The organism is Maribacter luteocoastalis, assembly GCF_048890225.1.
In the GTDB taxonomy this organism is placed as follows: Bacteria; Bacteroidota; Bacteroidia; order Flavobacteriales; family Flavobacteriaceae; genus Maribacter; species Maribacter luteocoastalis.
Map to the genome: position 1 here is coordinate 280,369 of NZ_JBMFZG010000006.1, position 24,701 is coordinate 305,069.

Consider the following 24,701-nt stretch of genomic DNA (forward strand, 5'->3'; position numbering starts at 1 on the left):
ATGCTACTTTTTATACCGTCTAACCCGAATATCTGCCTGTTCTTTGTGGCCCCAAAAATTTTCTATGGCACATAATCTAGAGCAATATTCGCCTACCATAGCACTTGCTTCTGGGGTTCTAACTTCTTGAAAGGTACAGGTTTTCATAAATTTCCCTACCCAAAGTCCGCCTGTAAATTTGGCACCATGTTTAGTGGGTAAGGTATGGTTGGTACCAATAACCTTGTCACCGTAGGCTACATTGGTGTACTTTCCTAAAAACAAAGCACCATAATTCGTCATGTTTTCTAAAAAGTACCTAGGGTCTTCGGTCATAACTTGCACATGTTCACTGGCTATACGGTCTGCCTCTTCAACCATTTCATCAATAGTATCCACTACAATAATTTGCCCGTAATCTTTCCATGAAACTGAGGCAATATCAGCCGTAGGTAGCGTTTTTAATTGTCGTTCAACTTCTTTCAGGGTATCATTGGCCAATTTCTCTGAATTGGTCAATAAGATGGCAGGAGATGTTGGACCGTGTTCCGCTTGTCCCAACAGGTCTGTAGCACAGATTTCTGCGTCGCTGGTGTCATCTGCAATAACCAGGGTTTCTGTAGGCCCAGCCAGTAAATCAATACCTACTTTTCCGAACAATTGTCTTTTTGCCTCGGCTACATATGAATTTCCAGGTCCAACGACCATAGATACAGGTTCAATAGTTTCTGTTCCCAAGGCCATTGCGGCAATGGCCTGTACACCTCCCAAAAGGTATATTTCATCTGCCCCCGCCATGTACATGGCAGTTACGGTGGCAGCTGGTATTTCGCCATTGATCGGCGGTGTACAGGCTATCACCCTTTTTACTCCGGCAACCTTTGCCGTAAGCACGCTCATATGGGCCGAGGCAACCATGGGATAACGACCCCCAGGAATATAACAGCCAACACTATCAACAGGGATATTTCTGTGACCAAGAAAGACACCGGGCAATGTTTCCACTTCAATGTCCTTCATGGATTTTTTTTGGTGGGTCGCAAAATTTCGAATCTGTGCCTGGGCAAATTTAATATCCTCTTTTACTTGTTCAGGGACACTGGCAACTATAGTTTTTATTTGTTCTTCAGAAAGTCTAAAATGCTCTGGCGACCATTTGTCAAATTTTTCAGAAAAGGTTCTAACCGCCTTATCTCCGTCAGCTTTTATTTCATCCAAAAGTGCTTCAACGATATCCCTAACTTTTTTGTCGTTGGATTCTGCTTCAAAAAGTGTAATACCTTCTTTAATGATTTTTTTCATTTTTGTATTTCTACTTAGATTAGTTGAAAATGCTCTGCAACTGGTGGTGTATTAAAATATGGCGACATAATAGCGCGCCATTGAATAAATAATTCAGATTCCCTAAAACCGATGGTATGGTCTTGTAAGGTCTCCCAAGAAATTAAAGCCACAAATTTGGTTTCTGTCTCCATACATTGCTTAAAATCTAAATTCAAGAAACCTTTTGACTGTGATATCACCGCTTTGGCCTTATGGGTTGCTTCTTTAAATTCGTTTAAATGATTTGGTTTAACATCGAATGTTGCGATTTCTAAAATCATATTTTAAATTATGTTTTGATAGTATTTCTTCATTTTATGATGACTATCATTGTTTAATTATCTTTTTTTGACTAAACCAATGTAAAATTCTTAAAAAGAATTCTTTTTTAAGAATCATTTACAGGCTAGAAATATTCAAAATCAATCATTTTTGAATAATTTTTACTTTATATGGTAGAAAGTATATTCTGAATAATGTGACATCCCATCTTGTTTTTGAGAAAAGTAGTAGACTTGTCCCAATTTTCAAAACTAAATTGACAGTTTTGTTTGTTTTCGTTATGGATAAAAGGCAGCGGGATTTAACCCTTGTTCAATAAACATTCCTGTCTTAGGCCTAACACGAACTACAATGGACTTAGGGTGCTACTCTTTATTGAATTGCTTACCGGATATAAAACTTTGGAAAAAGAATTAGAAAGAAATTTTTTCAATGTACCTATAGTATAGGTTGAACCGTTTTATTTTGGTCTGAACATTATCGTTTGGATTATAAAAGTTTCATCCTATTTGCTATTGTTTTTGTATTAAAAACCTACATCTTAATCTTGTAACGTTATCGTTCCAAGTTCAACACTTAGGTTAGTCTTTTGGTGCGCTATTTTGTAATTGACTGTCCAAGCTATCTTCTGCAAATTTTCCCTGCACGCTCCAGCCTCCATCAACATAAAATAGTTGGCCTGTAACGTAACTAGATTCATCTGAAGCAAGAAAAATTGCAGGTCCGATCATTTCCTGTGGTTCACCAGTACGTTTCATGGGAACAACACGTCCCCAATTTTGTCTATAATCAGGATCCTCCAATAAATTACGTTCCGTGTTAATTGGTCCTGGTCCAAATGTATTCACTCGTATATTATAGGGAGCAAGCTCAACAGCCATTTGTTTGGACATCGCCTCTATGCCACCTTTACTGGTAGAATAGCATATGAGGTTCTTAACACTCAATACAGAACAGATAGAGGAGATGTTTATAATGCTGCCACCCGTACCATTTTGCTTCATTAATTTGGCAGCCTCAATGGCACAGAACAAGGTACCTTTAAGATTTAAACCCATTACTTTATCAAAAAGAGCTTCATCGGTATTGAAAAAATCGCTCCAACCTGTAATTCCTGCATTGTTCACCAAAACATCCAATTGACCATATTTTTCTTGAATATGACCAAACATTTTACGAATGTTCCCTACTATTGAAATATCCGCTTCGTATAACACGGCAGATCCCCCTTTTTTGGTTATTTCGTTTACCACATCGTTGGAATACACCGTACCCGGCAAGTCATTTATGATGACAAAGGCCCCTTCGGCCGCGAAACCTAAGGCTATTTCTTTACCAATACCTTTACCGGCCCCAGTTACCAATGCAATCTTTTTATCCAGTCTCATTTTTAACTATTTAATTTTATAAAACCTCCGTCAATAGGGTAGTCGGTACCAGTTATAAACTGGGCTTCGTCACTACAAAGATACAAGGCTAAACTTGCAATTTCTTTTGGTTTGGCCATTCTGCCGATGGGCTGGGTATTTGAAAGTTTTTCAAACATTTCTTCCTGGTTTTCCGGAAAGTTTTTGGCCAGATAACCATCTACAAAAGGAGTATGGACACGAGCGGGAGAAATGGAGTTGCACGTAATGTTGTCCTTAATAAAATCTTTGGCAACGGTAAGGGTCATGTTTAAAACGGCGGCTTTGGACATGGAATAGGCAAATCTATCTTGTATGCCCACCGTTGCGGCTACACTTGCCATATTTAAAATTCTACCTCCGCCATGTTTTTTCATTAAAGGGATACAAGCATGTAAACAATTATAAACACCTTTTATGTTGATTTGATAAATTTTATCAAAATCTGCCTCAGAGGTGTTTTCGGCTGTTCCAATATGTGCTATTCCTGCATTATTGATTAAAATATCTATCTTATCAATAGCATTGAATGTTCTGATGACCGCTTCTTGGTTACTTACATCACAGGAGTGAACGTGGCCTTCTCCGCCAGTACCCTCTATGATTTTTAAGGTTTTCAAAGCTGCTTCCTTGTTGCGCTCTAGAATATGGACCACGGCGCCTTGTTTCGCTAGTAAAGCAGCTATTGCCTGGCCAATACCACTACCCGAACCTGTTACAACGGCAACTTTGTTTTTTAAACTGAACATCATATCAAAAAGATTAAATGGTGTATATCTTAAGCATTACTACATAGTTGTTCTTGACGACCAAGTTGCTCAATTTCTAGAACCACCTTATCCCCGGCTTTTAAATATTGTGGTGGTTTCATACCTAGACCAACTCCTGGAGGGGTTCCGGTCGATATAACATCACCCGCCTCCAAAGTCATAAATTGCGATAAATAATGTACTATAAAATAACAATCAAAAATCATGGTATTGGTGTTGCCATTTTGTACTTGTACACCGTTTACCCATAAGGACATTTTTAAGTTATGCACCTCCTTAACTTCATCTGGAGTTGCTAAAAATGGGCCTAGTGGGTTAAAATTGTCGCAGGACTTGCCTTTGGTCCATTGTCCTCCTTTTTCTAATTGAAACGCTCTTTCAGATACGTCATGGGAAATACAATACCCAGCGATATAATCCTTGGCATCTTCAATGGTATCAAGATACCTTGCGTCTTTGCCAATAACAATACCTAATTCCACTTCCCAATCTGTTTTTTCGCTTTTCCTAGGAATAAGGATGTTGTCATTTGGCCCCACTACGGTATTGGCCCCTTTTTGAAAAATTATGGGCTCCTCTGGTATCGCCATTCCAGATTCGGCGGCGTGATCGGAGTAGTTTAAACCAATGCAAATAACTTTACCCGGACGTGGAACACATGATCCCAGTCGTTCGTTAGCACTGACCTCGGGGAATCTTGAAAAATCTAACGTACTTAATTTGTTGAGTCCACCAGTTTGAAAAAAAGTATGGTCCCAATCTGTAAATACACTGGATACGTCTTTTCTTTTTCCGTCGTTATCAATGATACCGGGTTTTTCTGCACCAGCTTTTCCAAATCTAATAAGTTTCATAGTATGCTATTTATTGTTTTTTAATATGCTTTGTAATTAAAGATTCCAGTAATATATTGAGTGTTATCGATTAAATTTAAATGCCGGTACCCCTTGATAACCGCAATTCTTGATTACGAATAAGGAACCTGCCAAGGGTTGGTTTTTCAATTCTTCATCGGTCAAATCTGCTTTTGCTGAGGTAATGAATAAATCGTTCAGCTGTGTTCCCCCAAAAGTACAGGATGTTATTTTGGCTGCGGGCAATTTTATCCGATATAATAATTCACCTGTATTTGGATCCCAACGTGTGACTTGCCAACCTCCCCAATGGGCAATCCAAAGCATACCTTCCTGATCAATCGTCATCCCATCTGGATAACCCTCTTTTTCATCAATAGCAATGACCACTCTTTTATTACTAATGGAGCCTGTATTTAAGTCAAAATCATAAGCTACAACAGTAGCGGTAGGTGTGTCAATAAAATAATAAATTTTATTGTCGGCACTCCATGCCATGCCATTTGAAATTGTGGTTTTTTTTATTTTTAGGGTACTCCGGTTATTTTCAAATACATAAACGGAACCTGCATTTGGCGTTTCTAACAATGACATGCTTCCTACCCATAATCTACCTACAGCATCACATTTCCCATCGTTAAACCTATTTTCTGGTAGGTGGCTTTCCGGATTTTCTACATATTCAATTTCTCCTGTGGCCCTATTTAAAAATCCAATTCCAGATTTGGAGGCCAAAATAAAATTACCATCGTTGCACAAGGCGATGCAGCCAACCATTTCGTTGACCGCGTACGTTTTATGCTGTTTCCTTTGAAGGGAATAGTGATGGATTTCTCCTTGTAGGATATCTACCCAGAAAATTACTTCTTCTTGAGCATCCCACACTGGACCTTCCCCTAATTCGCATTGATGATTATGTACAACTTCTATTTTCATAGGTTTTGCTCCCTTAGGGGTAGCTCATTGAATATCCGAACCAGAAGAACCTTTAAGGTAATCATACCTGCCCATTGTTCTGGTTGAAGCACATGTTCAATAAATTGTTGCGTAAAGCCCCTTTTATGTCCTATAATCTACAGGTTTAAAATTTCTTTTTCTTTTGATAAACCCAGTATCATTAACATGTTACTTTATTATTACTGGAAAAAGATATGAATATTTCAACCATTTAGTATACTAGTGACGATAACAACCTATCCAATTTTAAAAAATCGTTTACGTTGGTGACCCGTAAATCTACTTATCAATATCAAAGAGAAATATAGAGGCATCGTTAATTTAAATTTTTTCTGTCAGGTAAAAGAACTTACAGCAAAGCAGTTAGGGGAATAGCTTATGAATTTTATTCAATTGGTACTATTGGGGTTTTATTCATACACCTAGATCAATTTTAGCGTTTTGATAGTTTTTTGTTTAAAAGTAAAGGCTACATAATGTGCTAATCGTTCCTGTTTTTAAAGAAAACAATGAACTTAGTCCAATCTTCAAGACCAATGTACTAGTATTTGTTTGTAAATTTAAAAGTGCAAAAACGGAATACGTTGAATAAAATATTGGTTGGAAAGGATTCACCTGTAATACTATTTTAAGATGAAATTGTTCTCAAGAAGAAATCTGGATTTTGTATTGTTCGATGTTTTGGAAATTGATAAACTTAAGGGTTTGGATTTTTTCAAGACACACGATCAAGAGTCCTTGTCACTCGTATTGGATATGGCAGAGGACTTATACGAAAGGATTGATGACGAGGCTATTGTAGAAGCAGACCGCCGGGAGCCCTGTCTTAAAAATGGTTCCTTAAAGGTTCATCCTGCGGTTCACAAATTTGTAAAGGATTATGCGGAAGCTGGCCTAATAGGGGGTGCACTTTCTGAGGAAATGGGAGGTTTTCAGATTCCTAAAACAATAATTGCCGCCATTGACTTTATACTATGTTCCAAGTCCAATAGTTTTATCATGTTCACAGATTTGGCGAAAGGGGTGGCAAATGTGATTTCTACATTTGGCACAGAGGAACAAAAGAATTTTTTTCTGCCCAATATTCTTTCGGGAAAATGGCTGGGTACCATGTGCCTTACCGAAACGGAATCGGGTAGTTCGTTAGCAAATATTGCCACCAAGGCCACTCCTGAACCCAATGGAAATTATACCATTAAGGGACAAAAGATATTCATTTCCGCTGGAGACCATGACATTACCGAGAATATAGTTCATCTGGTTTTGGCTCGTATAGAAGGCGCACCAAAAGGCACCAAGGGAATCTCCTTATTTCTTGTTCCCACAAAAAATGAAGACGGTTCTAATAACGATGTGTCCTCAATTGGTATATATCATAAGATGGGGCAAAAGGCAACGCCCGCCATGCACTTGGAATTTGGGGCCAATGACACCTGTACCGGCTACTTGATCGGTGAGGCGAACAAGGGGTTGAACCATATGTTTTTGATGATGGACAGTGCTCGGTTAAGTGTAGGTTCAATGGGTGCAGGAATTGGTTCTGCGGCCTATTATACCGCTTTGCGCTATGCGAAGGAAAGAAAACAGGGTAAGCGATTGAACGCAGCCAAAGGTGAGGAACAGACTGAGATTATACACCATCCTGATGTTCGAAGAATGTTGCTTAGGCAAAAAGCCTTTGTTGAAGGTACACTGGGCTTTGTGTTGCAATGCTATGCCTATTTAGATATGCAACAGCATACCGATAACGAGGAGGAGAGAACAAAATATACCAGATTGCTAAATCTGTTGACCCCGGTTGCCAAAACATATGGTGCTGAAAAAGGTGTTGTTTCGGTACACCAGGCAATGCAAGTATTGGGAGGATATGGATATACCGAAGATTTTCCATTGGAGCAATTGGTGCGTGATGTGCGTATACTTCCTATTTATGAGGGCACAACGGGCATTCATTCACTTGGCCTTTTGGGCAGACAGGTCTTGGGCGATGGCGGTAGAAATCTTGAGGTTTGGTATTCAGAAATCAAGGGAGATATAGAAAAGGCATCGCGTTTTAAAAACCTGGAGATTTATGCGGAACCACTTTCAAGGGAATTGGAAACGTTGCGGAAAATAACAGCACATATCCTAGGGCTTAGTAAAAAAACATCTCCGGATATATTTTTGGCGGATGCTACACTTTATATGGAGTTTTTTGCTATTCTAAATGTGGCATGGCAATGGCTAAAACAGGGCACAACCGTACAAAACCGAATTCATGCTACCGAGGACGATACCTTATTTTATGATTCCAAAATGCTAACATTACAGTACTTCTTTGATTATGAAATTCCCAATCTTGGAGGTATTGCAGAACGCCTTTTGAACAACAGTAGACCCACTGTTTTGAGTAATGATAAAGAGCTACTAATTTAATACGGGATGCTCAATACAAAGGATATTTCAAAAATACCAAGTTTAACGACTTCGCAGTTTGACGCGTTTCTTTTCCCCGGATGGAAACCTCCTAATTTTGCCTCGTACCATCAATTTCATATTACCCCCATAGAAAGCTATATAAGCCATCTAAAAGTGCCGGTACTGCCCCATAGGCGAAGCGTTAATTTTTTTATTTTCTTGACCAAAGGCAGGGCCGTTAGAAGTAAGGGACTCAATAAATATGAAATACGCCCCAACCATTTCTATTTTCTGCCTGCAGACCAAATTACATCCTTGGAATATGTGAGTGATGATGCCCAAGGCTATTATTGTCATTTTAATTTGGAAATATTTCAGCACCGCCTACTTAAAATGAACCTTCAAAGTGATTTTCCTTTTTTTGGCTTTAACGCGCATCCCCTATTGGAAATCAAGGATTCTCGACCGATAATCAGGATTCTGAAAATTTTGGAAAATGAATATCATTTGGGAGAGAAAGAGCGTTTTGAGCTTATTCCCTTTTACCTGATCACCCTATTTTTAGAAGCTAGAAAACAGGCAGACCTTGAAATTATCAAGATTGATGACAAAGCGGCCATTACCATAACCGAACGCTACAAAGATGCGCTACAAAAATTCATTCATGAAAAAAAGACAGTAGCAGAGTTCGCGGAGTACCTTGCTATTTCAAAGAACCATTTACATAAATGTGTGAAAGCGGTCACGGGCAAATCGGCCCATGCCTTACTGGCCAATATGCGCATATTAGAGTCCAAGGTATTATTAAAACAGACCAATCTTTCTATTGCGGAAATTGCTTTTAACATTGGAAAATTAGACCAAAGTGATTTTTCTAGATTTTTTAAATCCAACACTGGAATGACCCCTAGAGCGTATCGAAAGTTAGAAGGTTGATTGATTTTGCATAAAATAGAATAATTTTTATCTAAATTCCTATGGCTACTTTTCTTTTCTTTACCATAATTTTTATGGCATTTGATTAAAGATACCTTAATTCTTAAATAAGTTTCAGGTGAATTGATCAATTTAAGGACTAAATCATTGTTTTCAATACATTTGGATTAAGGCATTGTTTCATAAAAGAATGGGTTTTTTTGAACAAAATTTAACATGCAGCCAGTATAATGAAAATCGCGAAAAAAATATTTCTTGTCAGTGGAGGAGCCTCTGGTCTTGGGTTGGCCACGGCAAAAATGATTATTGGGAATGGTGGGTCTGCCATCTTAATGGATATTAATGGAGAATCGGGGATGCGTGCCGAAAAGGAACTTGGTGAAAATGCCCTTTTTGCAAATACCGATGTTACGGATGGGGAAAGCGTTAAAAACGCTATTGCTAAGGGAATTAGCAAATTTGGAGCCATCCATGGGGCCGTAAGCTGTGCCGGAATTGGGCCAGCAAAACGGGTTTTGGGAAAAGAAGACATTCATGATCTGGACAGCTTCACAAAGGTGGTTCATGTTAACCTGATTGGTACCTTTAATGTGTTACGCTTGGCAGCTGAGGTGATACAGCATAACGAGCCAGGTGAGAGTGGGGAACGGGGGGTGATTATAAACACTGCTTCGGTAGCTGCCTTTGACGGCCAAATAGGGCAAGCCGCATACGCTGCCTCCAAAGGGGGTATTGTTTCGATGGCGTTGCCCATTGCAAGGGAGCTTGCACGGTTCGGGATCCGGGTGATGACCATTGCCCCAGGTATTTTTGAAACCCCTATGTTGGCTAATTTACCCGATGAAGCTAAGGTTTCTTTAGGTAGCCAGGTACCTTTTCCATCTCGCTTGGGTAAACCAGATGAATATGCACAATTGGCCAAGCACATACTAGAGAACCAAATGCTCAACGGTGAGGTTATCCGTCTCGATGGAGCCATACGAATGACTGCTAAATAAAAAAGAGAATATGAGTACGATACTTAAAAACTTGATCGTAGAACAAAAAGGCAAGGTGCTATATGTAGCCCTTAATAGGCCTGAAAAGAGAAATGCGGTAAATACGGAAACCATTTCAGAGATAGAAGCTGTTTTTTCCAATATGCCAAAAGAGGCCAAATGTGTTGTTCTTTATGGTAATGGAAAGCATTTTTGCGCCGGTTTGGATCTATCAGACCTGCAAGAAAGTAGTGCCATTGAGGGGATGTTACATTCTAGAAAATGGCACGGCGCTATGGACAAAATACAGTTTAGTTCTGTTCCGGTAGTTGCTTTATTGCACGGTGCCTGCGTTGGTGGCGGACTTGAATTGGCAAGTGCCTGCCATATTCGGGTAGCAGAAGAGTCTACTTTTTATGCCCTTCCAGAGGGGCAGCGCGGTATTTTTGTGGGAGGTGGGGGTTCGGTAAGATTGCCAAAACTCATAGGTACTGCTAGAATGACCGATATGATGTTGACAGGTCGCGTGTATAAGGCTAACGAAGGCTATCAAGTAGGTCTATCACAATATGTGGTAAATGACAGTGAAGGTAGGGCCAAGGTCGAAGAATTGGCAGAAAAAATTGCGGGCAATGCCCCCATGACCAATTTTGCACTTACCAATATATTGCCAAGAATCGTAGACGGGGGTCACGATGTAGGCCTAATGATGGAATCCATGGCTGGTGCCATTGCACAAGATGCCCCGGAAGCAAAAAAACGCCTCAAAGATTTTCTTGAGGGTAGGGCCAAAAAAGTAGGCGAATAACAATTAAGTTTTAGAACATTTAAAATAAACAACATCATCTCATGAATGCGATAAAAAGATTAGTATTAGTTTTCTTTGTTACCTTGGCTTATGGTAAACTCACCGCGCAATCAAAAGTACCAGAGCCCAAATTAGAGTTCCTTTTTGAAGAGAAGGTGCTTCTTGAACCAGCTCAGGAGCTTGGTGTTACAACCTATGGTAATAGAAGGATCATCAATATTGTCGGTGGCACCTTTGAAGGACCAAAATTAAAGGGAAAAATTTTGTCCGGCGGTGCGGATTGGCAAACCGTACGTGAAGATGGCACTGCAGATTTAGTGGCACAGTATACCTTACAGACTGATGATGGTGCCCTTATTTATATCGTAAACAAAGGAGTTCGGCATGCTTCTCCTGAGGTCTTGGCACGAATGAAAAATGGAGAGGTCGTGGATCCCAGTGAATACTATATGCGAACGGCTGCGACTTTTGAGGTTTCCGATGAAAAATACAAATGGCTGAATAAAATCATCGCTGTAGCCAGTGGTGCACGTTTGGAAAGTGAAGTTATAATTCGATTTTATCAGGTGAATTAAGGCTATGGACAACATTTTGTTTACCACCAATACTTCATTCTTAGAGGTCCCGACGATCGCTATCGATATTGAGAAACGAATCGAAAATGATGGTACCGTATATTTAAAATCCAATGTACCACTGGAGCAACATCCCGGTAGGGTAACCGATCGACTACTGTTTTGGGCAAGACAAACTCCGGATGCTATTTTTTTGGCACAAAGGGGAGACGATGGAACTTGGTTAAAATTGACCTATGATCAGGTTTGGAAAAAAATTCAACATATAGGGCAGTTTTTATTGGATAGTGGTGCCTCCCTTGATAAACCTATAGCCATACTTTCCGGCAATAGCTTGGAACATGGGTTATTGGCCTTAGCAGCAATGCACGTAGGCATTCCTTATGCCCCTATTAGTCCGGCCTATGCCATGAAATCAACAGATTATGCCAAATTAAGGCATTGTATCGATACGCTTACCCCCGGACTTATTTTTGTTCAAGACGGTCATCTATTTGAAAAGGCCATTCAATGTGTCGCCCCTCCCGTTCCTGTGGTATCGGTACAGAACAGACTGCCAAAATCGATATTTTTTGATACCGTTCTTAAGACTAAGATTACCAATGCCATTAGTAATGCCTATGATGCTATAGGAGCGGAAACCATTGCTAAAATATTATTTACTTCCGGGTCTACGGGTCTCCCTAAAGGGGTAATCAATACCCATGGCAATATGACAACCAATTGGCAACAGATCACACAGACCTTTCCCTTTTTTAAGGATGGGGGACTTCAATTAATGGATTGGTTACCATGGAACCATACCTTTGGTGGAAACCATAATTTTGGATTGACACTTTATAACGGAGGCACTTTATATATTGATGAAGGAAACCCGACACCAAAAGGAATGGCAACCACTATTAAAAACTTACATGATCTTGCACCTACGGTATATTTTAATGTGCCCAAAGGATTTGAAGAATTGATTCCTAGTTTACAACAGGACGATGCTTTACGTAAATTGTTCTTCTCACGTTTAAAAATGTTCTTTTATGCCGGGGCCAGTATGCCCCAACATGTTTGGGACGGATTAGAGGATTTGGCACTTCGGACCATTGGAAAGAAAATATTGATTTCATCGGGACTTGGTATGACCGAGGCAAGTCCTTCTGCCATGTTCAACACCAGATATGGCAGTAGTTCTGGCATCCTGGGGGTTCCAGTTCCTGGACTGGAAGTAAAGCTGATTCCAGATGAAGATAAGCTGGAAGCGCGTTTTAGGGGAGCAAATTTAACCCCTGGGTATTGGAGAAATCCAGAGGCGACCGCAAAGGCATTTGATGAAGAAGGCTTTTATAAAACCGGCGATGCCCTTAAATTTATAGACAATGATGACCCAAATTTTGGGATGTTGTTTGACGGTAGAATTGCAGAGGATTTTAAATTGAACTCGGGTACATGGGTCAGTGTTGGTGTACTACGGTCTAAATTAATAGCTGCGGGTAACGGACTTATCAAGGATGCCGTCATCACAGGGCATGACCGATCTTTCTTGGGGGCACTATTAATTCCAGATACGAAGTATTGTGCAAGGCTTTCCGGAAATGACGAAAACATAGGTATAAAAGACCTGATAAATTCCAAAGAAGTGGTAACCAAACTTCAAAACGTATTGGATACCTTGGCCCAACAAAACACCGGTAGTTCAACGAAAATAAAACGGGCCCTATGGGCTGATTTTGAATTATCCATAGATAAAGGGGAAATAACCGACAAAGGTTCGATCAACCAACGTTCAATCTTATCCAACAGAAAAACCACTGTTGAGAAAATTTATGCAGATGGCCTTTTGCCAGGCGTATTAGAAACCAACAACTAACTAAACTATGCAATCGACCATTAAAGACCTTATCGACAAAAGTGCGATGTCCAAATTACAGTACGCAACCATCTTCGTCTGTTTTTTGATGAATATTTTAGATGGTATGGATGTACTTGTTATTTCCTACTGTGCCCCCGCTATAGCCAAATCATGGCAGGTAGGTCCGGAGGCTTTGGGGATAGTATTTAGTTCCGGTTTGGCAGGTATGACCATTGGTGCGCTCTTTTTAGCACCATTTGCGGATCACATGGGGCGTAAGAAAATGATTTTATTGAGCGCCTTGTTAATGGGTGCCAGTATTATGTTGACCGCTTATACCACATCGGTTCCGCAATTGATATTGTTACGTTTTTTAAGTGGTATCGGCATTGGGAGTATGTTGGCCAGTACGGCGGCCCTGACCGCAGAATTCACCCCAAACAGGACCAAGGATTTTTGGGTGAGTTTCGTTATTTCTGGATATCCTGTTGGTGCAGTTTTATCTGGAATGGTTGCTGCTTCGGTGGTACCGGCGAGTGGTTGGCAGACCATGTTTCAATGGGCAGGATTGGCCTCTTTTATCACCATTCCGTTAATCTTGTTCTTTCTTTCGGAATCCATTGATTTTTATTTGAACAAACAACCAAAATTAGCATTGGAAAAGGCGAATGGGATATTAGGCAAAATGGGTTTGCCACAGTTACATAAACTTCCTGAAAATACATCTAAAGCAGCAGGCATTCCCGTAAAAAGATTGCTGGACAATGATTTTAAATTATCGACCATACAATTATGGGTGGCCTTGTTCTTGGCATTTGGCTGTCTTTATTTTTTAACCAGCTGGATTCCTAAACTGGCCGAAACCACTGGGCTTTCCATGTCATTGGCCATTTATGCAGGTACAGTATTTAATGTTGGTGCATTTTTTGGCATCATAGTACAGGGTTATTTTTCATCAAAATTCGGACTCAAAAAAACCATATCCATATTTTTAATTTTAACTGCTGTTTTGATGGTTGTTTTTAAATGGTTTATTGGTTCAGACTGGTTATTGTTCCTATTTGCGCTTCTTGGTTTTACCTTACAAGGTGGTTTTGTGGGGCTCTATGCCGTTGCAGCCAGAATGTATCCCACAGAATTTAGGACCACAGGTTTGGGATGGGCCATTGGAATGGGACGCTTGGGCGGTGTTATAGGACCAGCTGTTGGCGGTGTATTAATTGGTATGGGCTTTCTAATGGCCTCTACTTTTATGATTTTTGCCGTACCTGTCTTTTTTGCCGGGGTAGTTACTTTTTACATCGCTTCAAAAGATATATCGTGAGAAGCTTAAGAATTAATACTATGGAGAAAGTACTAGTAGTCATTAATCGCGGTCACTGAGCGACCTGTACTGAGCAGCCTGTACTGAGCGATGTCGAAGTGAAGTCGAAGAGAAGTTGAAGTGAAGATTTAAATAAATAGGAGCAAGGCGTTAGTGCTATTGGTCACAGAGCGGAGTCGAAGTGATATTTTAATGAGAAGATAAAAGAGCAATACGTATTGGAATTCTGTTCACTGAACTTGGTCACTGAGCGACCTGTACTGAGCAGCCTGTACTGAGCGATGTCGAAGTGAAGTCGAAGAGAAGTTGAAGTGAAGATTTAACTAAATAGGAGCAAGGCGTTAGTACTATTGGTCACAGAGCGGAGTCGAAGTGACATTTTAATGAGAAGATAAAAGAGCAATATGTATTGGAATTCTGTTCACTGAACTTGGTCACTAAGCGGCCTGTACTGAGTGTGGTCACTAAGCGGAGTCGAAGTGTAGTCGAAGAGAAGTTGAAGTTGAAGTGAAGATTTAAATAAATAGGAGCAAGGCGTTAGTGCTATCGGTCACAGAGCGGAGTCGAAGTGTAGCCGAAGGGAATAACGAATTAAGAACAAGAAAAGATGATAGATTTAGAAAAGATAAGGGCCATTGATGTACATACCCATGCGGAACGCTCTTGTTGTCAGCCCCATGATGATTTTAGGCCTGAGTTTGATGAGGCTTTTGCAAAGTATTTTAAATCGGATGAGCGACCGACCATACAGGAAACGGCGGACTATTATCGTGCACAGAATATGGCCTTTGTGATGTTCTGTATCGATTCTGAACATGAAGTGGGTAAAAAACGAATTCCGAATGAAGAGGTAGCGGAAGGGGCCATGGCGAACCCTGATGTGATGATCGCTTTCGCCAGTATAGACCCGCATAAGGGTAGAATGGGAGCTAGGGAAGCCAGAAACCTTATCGAAAATTATGGCGTCAAAGGCTTTAAATTTCATCCCACCGTACAAGGATTTTATCCGTATGACCGTATGGCATACCATCTCTATGAGGTAATTGCCGAATACAAATTGCCCATGTTGTTCCACTCGGGACATTCGGGTTATGGTTCCGGTGTTCGTGGTGGTGGTGGATTGCGGTTGGAATATTCCAACCCTATGCACTTGGATCGGGTGGCGATAGACTTCCCCGATAGTCCCATTATTATTGCACACCCCAGTTTTCCATGGCAAGATGAAGCCCTTTCCGTGGCTATGCACAAACCAAATGTGTATATTGATTTAAGTGGATGGTCCCCAAAGTATTTTCCTAAGCAATTGGTTCAATATGCCAATACATTATTAAAAAAGAGAATGTTGTTCGGTACCGATTTTCCTTTGATAACCCCGGAAAGATGGTTGAAGGATTTTGAGGATGCCGGGTTTAGGGATGAGGTAAAACCATTGATCCTTAAGGAGAATGCTATAGAAATGTTGGGGCTTAAACCAAAATTATAAAAACTATTAATTGATAACATATAAACCTGTGAAAAAATACCTTTTTCTATTTGCCTTAACTATGGGTTCCACAGTGTATTCCCAAGAATTGACTCCTCCCGGATTGGAGTTTGTCTGTGAACTCAAGGTAACTACAGATGAAACGAGGGTAGTTGGTAAGACTGCCCATGGAGAGCGCAGGATTATCCCTATAACGGGAGGTACCTTTGAAGGACCCAAACTTAAGGGAACCGTTTTAAGTGGTGGGGCAGATTACCAATTTGTAAACCCGGAGAAAACGAGAACGGAAATCGAAGCAATTTATAGTGTGGAAACCGATGATGGGGTTTTGATACATATACGAAATGAAGGGGTCGTGTTCCGAACTCCGCAAGTCATGAAAAAATTGGAGGAAGGAAATCCCCCGGATTGGGATCAAATTTATTTTAGGGCCGCCCCAAAATTTGAGGCACCTTTGGATTCCCCCTATAACTGGATGAACAATGCCATTTTTGTATGTAAGGGGGTACCCATGAAAGGGTATGTTTCCATACAAGTATGGCAAGTCTTATAATCTAACTGGAAAAATGAAAAAACTACTATTATTTCTATTCATTGTAGGTTCACTGTCGGCCCAGACTACCGTTAAGACGGAATCAGGCGAACTAAATGGTGCGGCTTTTAAAATATTTGTCCCTGAGGATTGGGATGGCAAATTACTTATGTATGCCCATGGGTATGAATTTATGGGTTCACCCCGGCAAAGCGAAAATCCGCAGTTTGAGATGCGAATGAAAGTGTTCTTAGATAAGGGTTTTGCCGTAGCTGCCTCTGACTATGCATACCAAGGTTTTGCCTTGGCACAAGGTGTTGACGATACTGAGGCGCTTAGAAAATACTTCATCGAAAAATATGGAGCACCCACACAGACCATTATGGCCGGCCATTCTATGGGCGGTGGGGTAACCTTGGCGATGTTGGAAAATTTTGGCCAATTCTATGATGGCGGTTTGGCACTTTGCCCCTTGTCTAGTAGGCCTTATTTACAGTGCCGTAAGGAATTTGATATATACGCCACTTTTAACGGGTTGTTTCCGGGTGTCGTCACAAACCTTTCTGATATTTTCGATTTGGAAAAACCCTATCTGGCACAGGATTCCCGAAAAATGGTGGCGAAAGCACAGGAGATTAAAAAGGCCATTTTAGCAAAGGATTCCATTTTAGGAAAAGCCTTCGCAAGCCGTTTTGACCTAAAATTTGACGACCTTCCATTTTCACTGTTCTTTAATGAGAATGTGCTGCGAGATTTGGCCCAAAAGGCCGGAGGAAATCCGTTTGACAATACCAATACCGTTTATAGTGGTTTTCCTGATAATTGGGAAGTCAATCAAAAAGCGGAACGTTTGGGGGCAACCGTAGATCCCAATGTAATTTTCAGCAAATATGATCGAACGGGAAATATAGATAAACCGGCAGTGATCCTGCATACCATTTATGACCAATTGATTCCCCCTACTTTTGGTGTCACCAATTACGAGAATATGGTCATTGAACAGGGCAATACCAATTTCTTGACCGTGAAATATACCAAGGGCCAGGGCCATTGCCAGTTTTCGGATGAAGAAACCGAAGCAGCTTTTGAAAGTTTGCTGAACTGGTTGGAAACAGGCCAAAAAGCACTGGCAGGACCTATTGAATAAACAGAAAAACTATGCGAGCCGCATTTTTAGAACAACCAAATACGATACAGTTACGTGATATTGACATCCCGGAACCCGCTGCAGGTGAGGTTCGTGTCAAGTTGCGAAAAGTAGGGGTCTGTGGTTCTGATGTACACTTGTTCCTAGGACATCGCCCGTTAACAAATCCCTTGGTCATTGGCCATGAGGGGCTCGGGGAAATTGACGCCGTGGGAAAAGGTATTTCTTCTGAAAGAGTGGGGGAACGGGTAGTGGTAGAACCCAATATCCCCTGTTCCACCTGTACATTTTGCTTTAGTGGTAGGGGTACGATATGTCCCCACAAAAGGACAATTGGGTTGACCGAAGCCGGCTGCTTTGCAGAGTATGTAGTGCTACCAGCTGATTTTGCGTGGTCAATTCCAGCGGAGGTTTCCGATGCGGATGCCGTGACCATTGAACCCACCGCAGCTGGGGTGCATGCCCTTTCCATTAGCTCCGCTAAACCTAAGGATGCTATTGCCGTAATTGGCTTGGGGGCAATCGGACTTTTATTGGCCCATGTAGCCTTGTCATTGGGGTATAAGGTGTATGTTACGGAAATCAATGATGGGAAGTTAAGATTGGCGGAAAGCATGGGTGCTGTATCCGTGGCCAGCGAAAAGCTAAAGGCCGTTTGGGCAGATGCCGATGTCGTCTCCATTTTTGAATGTGCCGGGGCGGTCACCACCGTGAATATGGCACTTGAAAATGCGCCACGGGGTTCAGAGGTGATACTTTTGGGCCTATCGAGTGGTAAAGCAACATTTCAACCCTTGCAGGTGGTCAGGGAAGGCATTCGGATACTGCCTTCGTTGATCTATGACCATCCACAGGATTTTAAAAGAACGTTGGAACTTATCGTTACCAATACCATTAAGCCCGGTCGTTTTATTTCCAAGTACCTGCCCTTGTCCGAACTACAGCATGCCTTGGAATTGGCGTCCGAAGGCACAGAACCTAAAATAGTCATCAACATATAAATAACACGTTATGTCCACACAGAAATCTACTTTTACCATGAACGAATCTTTTCCCATGAACGCCTGGTATGCAGCGGCTTGGGACGTAGAATTGAAGCATGAACTGTTGGCGCGTACCGTTTGCAATAAAAAACTGGTCCTGTACAGGAAGAAAGAGGGTGCTCCAGTGGTTTTGGAAGATGCCTGTTGGCATCGATTATTACCCCTGTCAAAGGGCAATTTGCGTGGCGACACGGTGGTGTGTGGCTATCACGGTTTGGAGTATAATAGTGATGGGCGTTGTTCCTATATGCCCTCCCAAGAGACCATAAACCCTTCCGCATGTGTACGTTCCTATCCTGCTGTGCAGAAATACCGCTTTATATGGGTATGGATGGGCGACCCCGCCTTGGCCGATGAAGCCAAAATACCGGATATGCATTGGAACGATGACCCAGAATGGGCTGGCGATGGGAACCTGATAGAGGCAAAGTGCAATTACCGATTAATAGTGGATAATTTAATGGATTTGACCCATGAGACTTTTGTGCATTCCGAAAGTATTGGGGATAGAAATGTGGCGGAAGCACCCTTTGATGTTCATTACGATGAGCATACAGCTACTGTGACACGCTGGATGAAAGGGATTGACCCTCCTCCATTTTGGCATAGTCAATTAAACAAAAAGATGAACTATAACGGACTCGTAGACCGTTGGCAGATCATTAAGTTTCAAGCACCCTGTACCGTAAATATTGATGTGGGTGTGGCCATAGCCGATACCGGTGCCCCGGAAGGGGATCGTTCCCAAGGTGTTAATGGTTATGTGTTGAATACTATGACCCCATCTACCGATCAAACCTGTTATTACTTCTGGGCCTTTGCCAGAAACTATAATCTAAAGGATCAAAGCAATACTACGGAACTGGTGAATGGTGTTACAGGAATTTTTGCCCAAGACGAGGAAATACTGGAAGCACAACAACAGGCCATTAACGACAATCCAAATCGTGAATTTTATAACTTGAACATTGATGCCGGTGCCATGTGGGCACGTAGGATAACGGATAAGATGGTCCAAAAGGAACAACAAGTATAATGCGGTACAGAAATACATGGGTAGTGGCTGTAGTAAAAGGCACCCAGCAAGTAGCGGCCAATGTAATGCAGCTACAAATTGAGCCGGAAACCGGTACGGAAAAATTTACGGTAGGGTCACATATTGATGTTTCTGTCTTAATAGATGATATCCCTGAAATTAGAAGCTATTCCCTAATTGGTAGTTATGAACCCAATGCGCCCTATACCATTGCCGTAAAGCGCTTGGCGTCAAGTCGTGGTGGCTCCAAATACATGTGGAACCTCCAGCAAGGCAGTCGCATCAAGATTTCACAGCCTTCGAACCATTTTGAGCTGGGTTTTGGTGCACCTGAGTATGTGTTGATCGCTGGCGGAATTGGGATAACCCCTATTTTGGGCATGGCCCAACAACTGGCCGATCGCCCAGATAAAAAGCTGCGTATGCTCTATTTGGGGCAATCAAAGGAGGAAATGCCCTTTATTGAAACCTTACAGGAATTGTTGGGCGACCGGCTCATCCTTCATTTTAGTGATGATGAAGGTTTTTACGACACCTCAAAACTACTGGATTTGGCGAATGCCCAAACGCAGGTTTACCTCTGTGGGCCTATAGGGCTTATGAATGCCGTTCGTAAAACTTGGGAGGGCAGTGCGTTTGAGCCTACGAACCTTCGTTATGAAACTTTTGGAGCCTCCGGTTTATTCGCGCCACAGAAATTTACGGTAAGCCTACCAAGGTTTAAAAAAGAAATTGTGGTCAGCGAAAACCAGACACTCTTAAATGCCTTGGAGGAAGCCGATATCGATGTGATGTCCGACTGTAAAAAAGGCGAGTGCGGACTCTGCCAAGTGGATATTTTGGCGTATTCCGGTGCAATAGACCACCGCGATTTCTTTTTTAGCGAGGCTGAAAAAGGAGAAAATAAAAAAATGTGCGCCTGTGTCAGCAGGGTGGCGAACGGAAATATTACCATTGATACGGCGTATCGCGGTAATTGAAACTAGTTAAGTATTAATGTCAGAGCGAGTGATTTTAGGCAGAAAATCGTATCGAGAACAACATTTAGAAATCTAAAATTTGATTCTCGACACAAATTTTGTTTTTAGCAACGAAGTACAAAAAAACTTGCCCTGAGCGCGGACACTGAGCGGAGTCGAAGTGAAAGCGAAGGGAATAACCAACAACCAAAACCGACCGATGAAATTAAAAAAACTAATTGACGACACCCCAATGTCCAACTACCAAATCATGGTGGTCTTCCTATGTTTTGTTTTAAATATGAACGATGGAATGGACGTGCTGGTGGTTTCCTATACCGGACCTGAGATCATTGCAGAATGGGGACTTTCAAAGGCCCTTATGGGTTGGATTTTTAGTATGGGACTCATTGGTATGACCCTTGGGAGTTTTTTCTTGGCCCCCTTTGGGGATAAAATAGGGCGGCGAAAACTGTTTATTATTGCTTTGGTCCTTAATACGGTAGGCATGCTGAGTGTCTATTTTGTAAACTCCTATCCGCAAATGTTGGCCCTGCGCTTTATCACCGGCTTGGGTATTGGCGGCATTCTACCTACCATGGCGGCGATTACCTCCGAGTATTCCAACAATGCAAGCAGGGATTTTAATGTGGGCCTTATTCAGGGTGGTTGGCCCTTGGGTGCCATCCTTACCGGGTTCTTTGCCGCTTGGGCGGTACCGGAATTTGGGTGGCGCTTTGCCTATTTATTCGCCGGATCGGTTTCCTTGCTCATGTTGGTGGCGGTGTATTTTTTAATGCCGGAGTCCATCGACTTTTTGGCCAACCAAAAAGATGACCGTAAAATGGACAAGATCAAAAGCTTGCTCGTACGCATGAACAAGGGGGAACATGCAGCGGCGGTAGAATTGGAACCAGAGACTGAAAAAGAACCCGAACACTCCCGAAATATCAACCTAAAAAAGGTAATGTCATTAGACCTAAAACCTTCCACCTTACGGTTGTGGTTGGCCATTTTCTTTGGATTTTTAACCCTGTACACCCTTATGAGCTGGGTGCCCGGTATTGCCAAGGATTCAGGTATGCCTTTTGAAATGGCCACCTATGCGGGCATGATGTTGAATCTTGGGGCCTTGATGGGCGTTATTGCCATGAGTTATTTTGCGAATAGGGTGGGCCCCAAAAAGACCATTTTAGTCTTCTTGCTCACCGCATTTTGTATCATGTTGTTATATGCCAACGTTGCGCTAACACATGTGATCATGTTTATCTTGATATTTTTTATCGGCTTCTTTGTACAGGGAGGCTTCAATACGCTTTTCCCAATAGCCACGCGGGTCTACCCGACAAGTATACGCTCCACGGGTGTGGGGCTGGCCATGGGCATAGGTAGGTTTGGGGCGATATTGGGGCCGTTGTTATTTGGGGTGTTGAGCGATTGGCAATTGTCCATTGAAACCTTATTTACTATCTTTTCGGTGCCTTTGGTCATTGCAGCGATCATGGCCTATTCCATTCCGTCAAAAAACCTGGATTAGGATAACCGGTTTGGAGCTAACCAATACAATATAATCATGGGGATGGACTCACAATTTATACAGGACTTACGAAAGGATATCGACGATATGGACACCCAAATTTTGCAGTTGTTGGGCCGTCGTATGAGGCATGCCGCCGCCATTGGCAACTATAAAAAGGAGCATGACCTGCCCGTAATACAGGGTGACCGTTGGAATGCCATCCTGCAAGAAGCGGTCGTCAAAGGCAAGAAAGAAGGGCTTACTCCTATTTTTATCGAGAAAATATGGAATGCTATCCATGATGAGTCGGTGAGAATACAGGAGGGTTTTGTAAAATAGCCCTAACTTATAGGAGTTTTTACGGATTTCTGTACGATGGGTTGTGTAAGATTTTTTAAATTGTAGGCGTCCAGTACAATGCAATTGCCCCTATTCAATTCAATTATCTAGTTCAGGTGAACTTAAAAAAAGAAAAGTTTAGTTATTACTATATTTCTTAACATTGAGAAATAAAGGTAATAGTACACATATACAATTGTTGGCACCAATAATAAGTAAACCTTTGTATATTTAAATGAAGTATAAATTAAAATTTTAAAATTATGAAAGACAATCAAACGAATTCGAAGAAATTAATTGTGGAAGAATTAGATGGCTCAAGAAAAGAATATCAAATGTCATCAATTGAAAATTTAACTGTAAGTCACGAAGATAGTGCAGGTCATGAAGCTCATGACGGAGGAGGAATTGGGCACGAAGCTCATGATGGAGGTGGGATTGGACACGAGGCTCATGATGGAGGTGGAATTGGTCACGAAGCCCACGATGGTGGTGGAATCGGACACGAAGCTGCTGACCCTGGTCACTTCTCAACTATAGAACAGGATGAATTTTTAAGACAAGCCGAATTAGCAAATGAAAATTTATCCCTAAAACAATTAATAGAAATAAGAAAAAATAATTCTTAAGTGAAAACCACATATTTTATCATTATTTTATGTGGTTTAATTTTTTTTATATGGACAATACTAAGCATCTGGGCACAGTTAAGTAATGCTTATATATTGCGATATAATTTCTTTGGTTTTATCCCTTATTGTAGGTTCTTTTCACCAAATCCAGTATCAACTGATTTAAAAATTTATTACAGAACAGCCAAGGATGAAATGCCCGAATTAGATTATGCCATTTGGAAACCACTAAGACAGGTTAAAAACAATAAATATTCGTTTATCTGGAGTCCAGAAAAAAAAAATCAAAAAACTTTGAACACTTTAGTTCGGAATCTTTTAATTCAAAAGAAAAGACATAAGAACATAGAGTTTTCTTTACCATATTTAACATTGTTAAATATTATTCAAACCAACCTAGCGTCCAACCAAAATGGAGATTTAATACAATTCCTTATTACAAGGCATAAAGGTTATGAGTCTGATAATCGAGAAAAGTTATTTATTTCCAAAATTCATTGTATTGATGCATTTCTTTGAAAATCCATCTAAAGTATTATACTTAGTGTTGTGTTTTTCATCAATATGCTCGATAATTACAACGCTTGAATGGTTTGCACTCCGAGACGAATTCAAAAGTAGTGGGTATTATTCTTGGGAAATCTTAAGATTTAAAGTTTCGAAAAACAAAAAACTTAATAAAGTTTTAAATGTCATTTTCAAATATCCGAACTTTTTAGCGATTTTTTTATTACAGCTAATTTTCTCAATTGCAATTTTTTTTCTTTCTGACAGCAGAGTTATTTTGGGTATTTCTGCCTTATGTGTATCTATTTGTTATTTCCTTATTTCATATAGAAGGGTTGATGGATTTAATGGTGGAGATTCTATGGCTAAAATTGTGTTTTTAACATCGTCAATTTGTTTTCTATCTAATTCACCTGTAGTAGTAGAGTTAGGATTAATCTTTATATCATTTCAACTTATTTTAGCTTACACAACACCTGGACTTCTTAGAATTTTTGATTCAAACTGGACAAATGGAAAGAAATTAATGTACGTACTAAGAATGGAGACATTCAGCAAAAAAAGTGTATATGAATTTTTCAGCAAACATCCTATACTTACAAAATTTACCTCAATTTCGATTATAATATTTGAGGCATTTTTTGTGTTTTCTATATTTCTACCAATAAAATTTTTACTTGCTTTTCTATTAATTGGGTCATTCTTTCATTTAATGAATGCAATGATAATGGGTTTGAATACTTTTGTTTGGTCTTTTGTTGGCTCTTATCCAGCTATTATTTGGACTTCTTTATTAGTTAGGGAAATAATTACTGGTGCCAACATTGTATAAAAATAATAGCGGTTTAGTTGCTTAAACGAAAATGGAATTTACAAATCAAACAACAGCAATAAATGGATAGAAAGTGCATAAAAGTCCGCAACTAATCATACACGAACCGTTAGCTACCATTATGACCCGTCCTGAAATAAGGCTACATAATTTTAAACATTATGTATAGAAATGACAAAGTGATCAGACGGTATTCAGAACCTTTTAAACTGAAAATTTTAGACGAAATTACAACGGGCAA

At 40.7% G+C, this 24,701-nt stretch carries 24 protein-coding genes; 18 read left to right on the top strand and 6 right to left on the bottom strand.

What is annotated here, in order from left to right:
• Positions 1 to 3: 3 nt before the first annotated feature.
• The 6 genes from hisD to ACOCEA_RS13600 form a co-directional block, all read right to left on the bottom strand.
• Complete coding sequence (gene hisD, locus ACOCEA_RS13575; protein ID WP_420756795.1) at positions 4 to 1,281, bottom strand: histidinol dehydrogenase; 1,278 nt, start codon at positions 1,279 to 1,281, stop codon at positions 4 to 6.
• A gap of 14 nt (positions 1,282 to 1,295) precedes the next feature.
• Positions 1,296 to 1,583, bottom strand: a complete 288-nt coding sequence (locus ACOCEA_RS13580; RefSeq protein WP_420756796.1) for an antibiotic biosynthesis monooxygenase family protein — start codon at positions 1,581 to 1,583, stop codon at positions 1,296 to 1,298.
• Between the two features lie 582 nt (positions 1,584 to 2,165).
• Positions 2,166 to 2,972, bottom strand: a complete 807-nt coding sequence (locus ACOCEA_RS13585; RefSeq protein ID WP_420756797.1) for an SDR family NAD(P)-dependent oxidoreductase — start codon at positions 2,970 to 2,972, stop codon at positions 2,166 to 2,168.
• A gap of 2 nt (positions 2,973 to 2,974) precedes the next feature.
• On the bottom strand, positions 2,975 to 3,739 hold the full coding sequence (locus ACOCEA_RS13590) for an SDR family NAD(P)-dependent oxidoreductase (RefSeq protein ID WP_420756823.1): 765 nt from the start codon (positions 3,737 to 3,739) through the stop codon (positions 2,975 to 2,977).
• Between the two features lie 29 nt (positions 3,740 to 3,768).
• Positions 3,769 to 4,614 carry a fumarylacetoacetate hydrolase family protein gene (locus ACOCEA_RS13595; protein WP_420756798.1) on the bottom strand — a complete coding sequence of 282 codons (846 nt, stop codon included), beginning with the start codon at positions 4,612 to 4,614 and terminating at the stop codon, positions 3,769 to 3,771.
• A 63-nt stretch (positions 4,615 to 4,677) separates the two neighbouring features.
• Positions 4,678 to 5,550: an SMP-30/gluconolactonase/LRE family protein gene (locus ACOCEA_RS13600; RefSeq protein WP_420756799.1), complete on the bottom strand. Its 873-nt coding sequence runs from the start codon at positions 5,548 to 5,550 to the stop codon at positions 4,678 to 4,680.
• 654 nt (positions 5,551 to 6,204) lie between these two features.
• Between ACOCEA_RS13600 and ACOCEA_RS13605 the strand changes: the two genes are divergently transcribed.
• The 18 genes from ACOCEA_RS13605 to ACOCEA_RS13690 all read left to right on the top strand — a co-directional run bounded on the left by ACOCEA_RS13605 (position 6,205) and on the right by ACOCEA_RS13690 (position 24,460).
• Entirely contained in the window at positions 6,205 to 7,986 is a 1,782-nt protein-coding gene (locus ACOCEA_RS13605; RefSeq protein WP_420756800.1) for an acyl-CoA dehydrogenase, read from the top strand.
• Between the two features lie 6 nt (positions 7,987 to 7,992).
• Positions 7,993 to 8,904, top strand: a complete 912-nt coding sequence (locus ACOCEA_RS13610) for a helix-turn-helix domain-containing protein (RefSeq protein WP_420756801.1) — start codon at positions 7,993 to 7,995, stop codon at positions 8,902 to 8,904.
• Between the two features lie 230 nt (positions 8,905 to 9,134).
• Positions 9,135 to 9,902: a 3-hydroxyacyl-CoA dehydrogenase gene (locus ACOCEA_RS13615; RefSeq protein ID WP_420756802.1), complete on the top strand. Its 768-nt coding sequence runs from the start codon at positions 9,135 to 9,137 to the stop codon at positions 9,900 to 9,902.
• A 10-nt stretch (positions 9,903 to 9,912) separates the two neighbouring features.
• A complete protein-coding gene (locus tag ACOCEA_RS13620) occupies positions 9,913 to 10,689 on the top strand; it encodes a crotonase/enoyl-CoA hydratase family protein (RefSeq protein WP_420756803.1) in 777 nt (258 codons plus the stop codon).
• A gap of 41 nt (positions 10,690 to 10,730) precedes the next feature.
• The gene (locus tag ACOCEA_RS13625) at positions 10,731 to 11,264 is read left to right on the top strand and encodes a DUF3237 domain-containing protein (protein ID WP_420756804.1); all 534 of its coding nucleotides are present in this window, start codon (positions 10,731 to 10,733) and stop codon (positions 11,262 to 11,264) included.
• A gap of 4 nt (positions 11,265 to 11,268) precedes the next feature.
• Complete coding sequence (locus tag ACOCEA_RS13630; protein ID WP_420756805.1) at positions 11,269 to 13,125, top strand: feruloyl-CoA synthase; 1,857 nt, start codon at positions 11,269 to 11,271, stop codon at positions 13,123 to 13,125.
• 7 nt (positions 13,126 to 13,132) lie between these two features.
• On the top strand, positions 13,133 to 14,431 hold the full coding sequence (locus ACOCEA_RS13635; RefSeq protein WP_420756806.1) for an MFS transporter: 1,299 nt from the start codon (positions 13,133 to 13,135) through the stop codon (positions 14,429 to 14,431).
• Between the two features lie 607 nt (positions 14,432 to 15,038).
• The gene (locus tag ACOCEA_RS13640) at positions 15,039 to 15,914 is read left to right on the top strand and encodes an amidohydrolase family protein (RefSeq protein WP_420756807.1); all 876 of its coding nucleotides are present in this window, start codon (positions 15,039 to 15,041) and stop codon (positions 15,912 to 15,914) included.
• Positions 15,915 to 15,942: 28 nt separating this feature from the next.
• On the top strand, positions 15,943 to 16,467 hold the full coding sequence (locus ACOCEA_RS13645) for a DUF3237 domain-containing protein (protein WP_420756808.1): 525 nt from the start codon (positions 15,943 to 15,945) through the stop codon (positions 16,465 to 16,467).
• A 13-nt stretch (positions 16,468 to 16,480) separates the two neighbouring features.
• Complete coding sequence (locus ACOCEA_RS13650) at positions 16,481 to 17,593, top strand: alpha/beta hydrolase family protein (protein WP_420756809.1); 1,113 nt, start codon at positions 16,481 to 16,483, stop codon at positions 17,591 to 17,593.
• Between the two features lie 11 nt (positions 17,594 to 17,604).
• Positions 17,605 to 18,594, top strand: a complete 990-nt coding sequence (locus ACOCEA_RS13655; RefSeq protein WP_420756810.1) for a zinc-dependent alcohol dehydrogenase — start codon at positions 17,605 to 17,607, stop codon at positions 18,592 to 18,594.
• Between the two features lie 10 nt (positions 18,595 to 18,604).
• Positions 18,605 to 19,672, top strand: a complete 1,068-nt coding sequence (locus tag ACOCEA_RS13660) for an aromatic ring-hydroxylating dioxygenase subunit alpha (protein WP_420756811.1) — start codon at positions 18,605 to 18,607, stop codon at positions 19,670 to 19,672.
• The gene (locus tag ACOCEA_RS13665) at positions 19,672 to 20,652 is read left to right on the top strand and encodes a PDR/VanB family oxidoreductase (RefSeq protein ID WP_420756812.1); all 981 of its coding nucleotides are present in this window, start codon (positions 19,672 to 19,674) and stop codon (positions 20,650 to 20,652) included. Before ACOCEA_RS13660 ends, ACOCEA_RS13665 begins: the two co-directional genes overlap by 1 nt.
• A gap of 199 nt (positions 20,653 to 20,851) precedes the next feature.
• Positions 20,852 to 22,168, top strand: coding sequence for an MFS transporter (locus tag ACOCEA_RS13670; RefSeq protein WP_420756813.1), 1,317 nt, complete (start codon positions 20,852 to 20,854; stop codon positions 22,166 to 22,168).
• A 36-nt stretch (positions 22,169 to 22,204) separates the two neighbouring features.
• On the top strand, positions 22,205 to 22,489 hold the full coding sequence (locus ACOCEA_RS13675; protein WP_420756814.1) for a chorismate mutase: 285 nt from the start codon (positions 22,205 to 22,207) through the stop codon (positions 22,487 to 22,489).
• Between the two features lie 263 nt (positions 22,490 to 22,752).
• On the top strand, positions 22,753 to 23,118 hold the full coding sequence (locus tag ACOCEA_RS13680) for a hypothetical protein (protein WP_420756815.1): 366 nt from the start codon (positions 22,753 to 22,755) through the stop codon (positions 23,116 to 23,118).
• Positions 23,119 to 23,640: a hypothetical protein gene (locus ACOCEA_RS13685; protein ID WP_420756816.1), complete on the top strand. Its 522-nt coding sequence runs from the start codon at positions 23,119 to 23,121 to the stop codon at positions 23,638 to 23,640.
• Positions 23,624 to 24,460, top strand: coding sequence for a hypothetical protein (locus ACOCEA_RS13690; protein ID WP_420756817.1), 837 nt, complete (start codon positions 23,624 to 23,626; stop codon positions 24,458 to 24,460). The genes ACOCEA_RS13685 and ACOCEA_RS13690 overlap by 17 nt, the downstream gene beginning before the upstream one ends.
• Positions 24,461 to 24,701 lie beyond the last annotated feature (241 nt).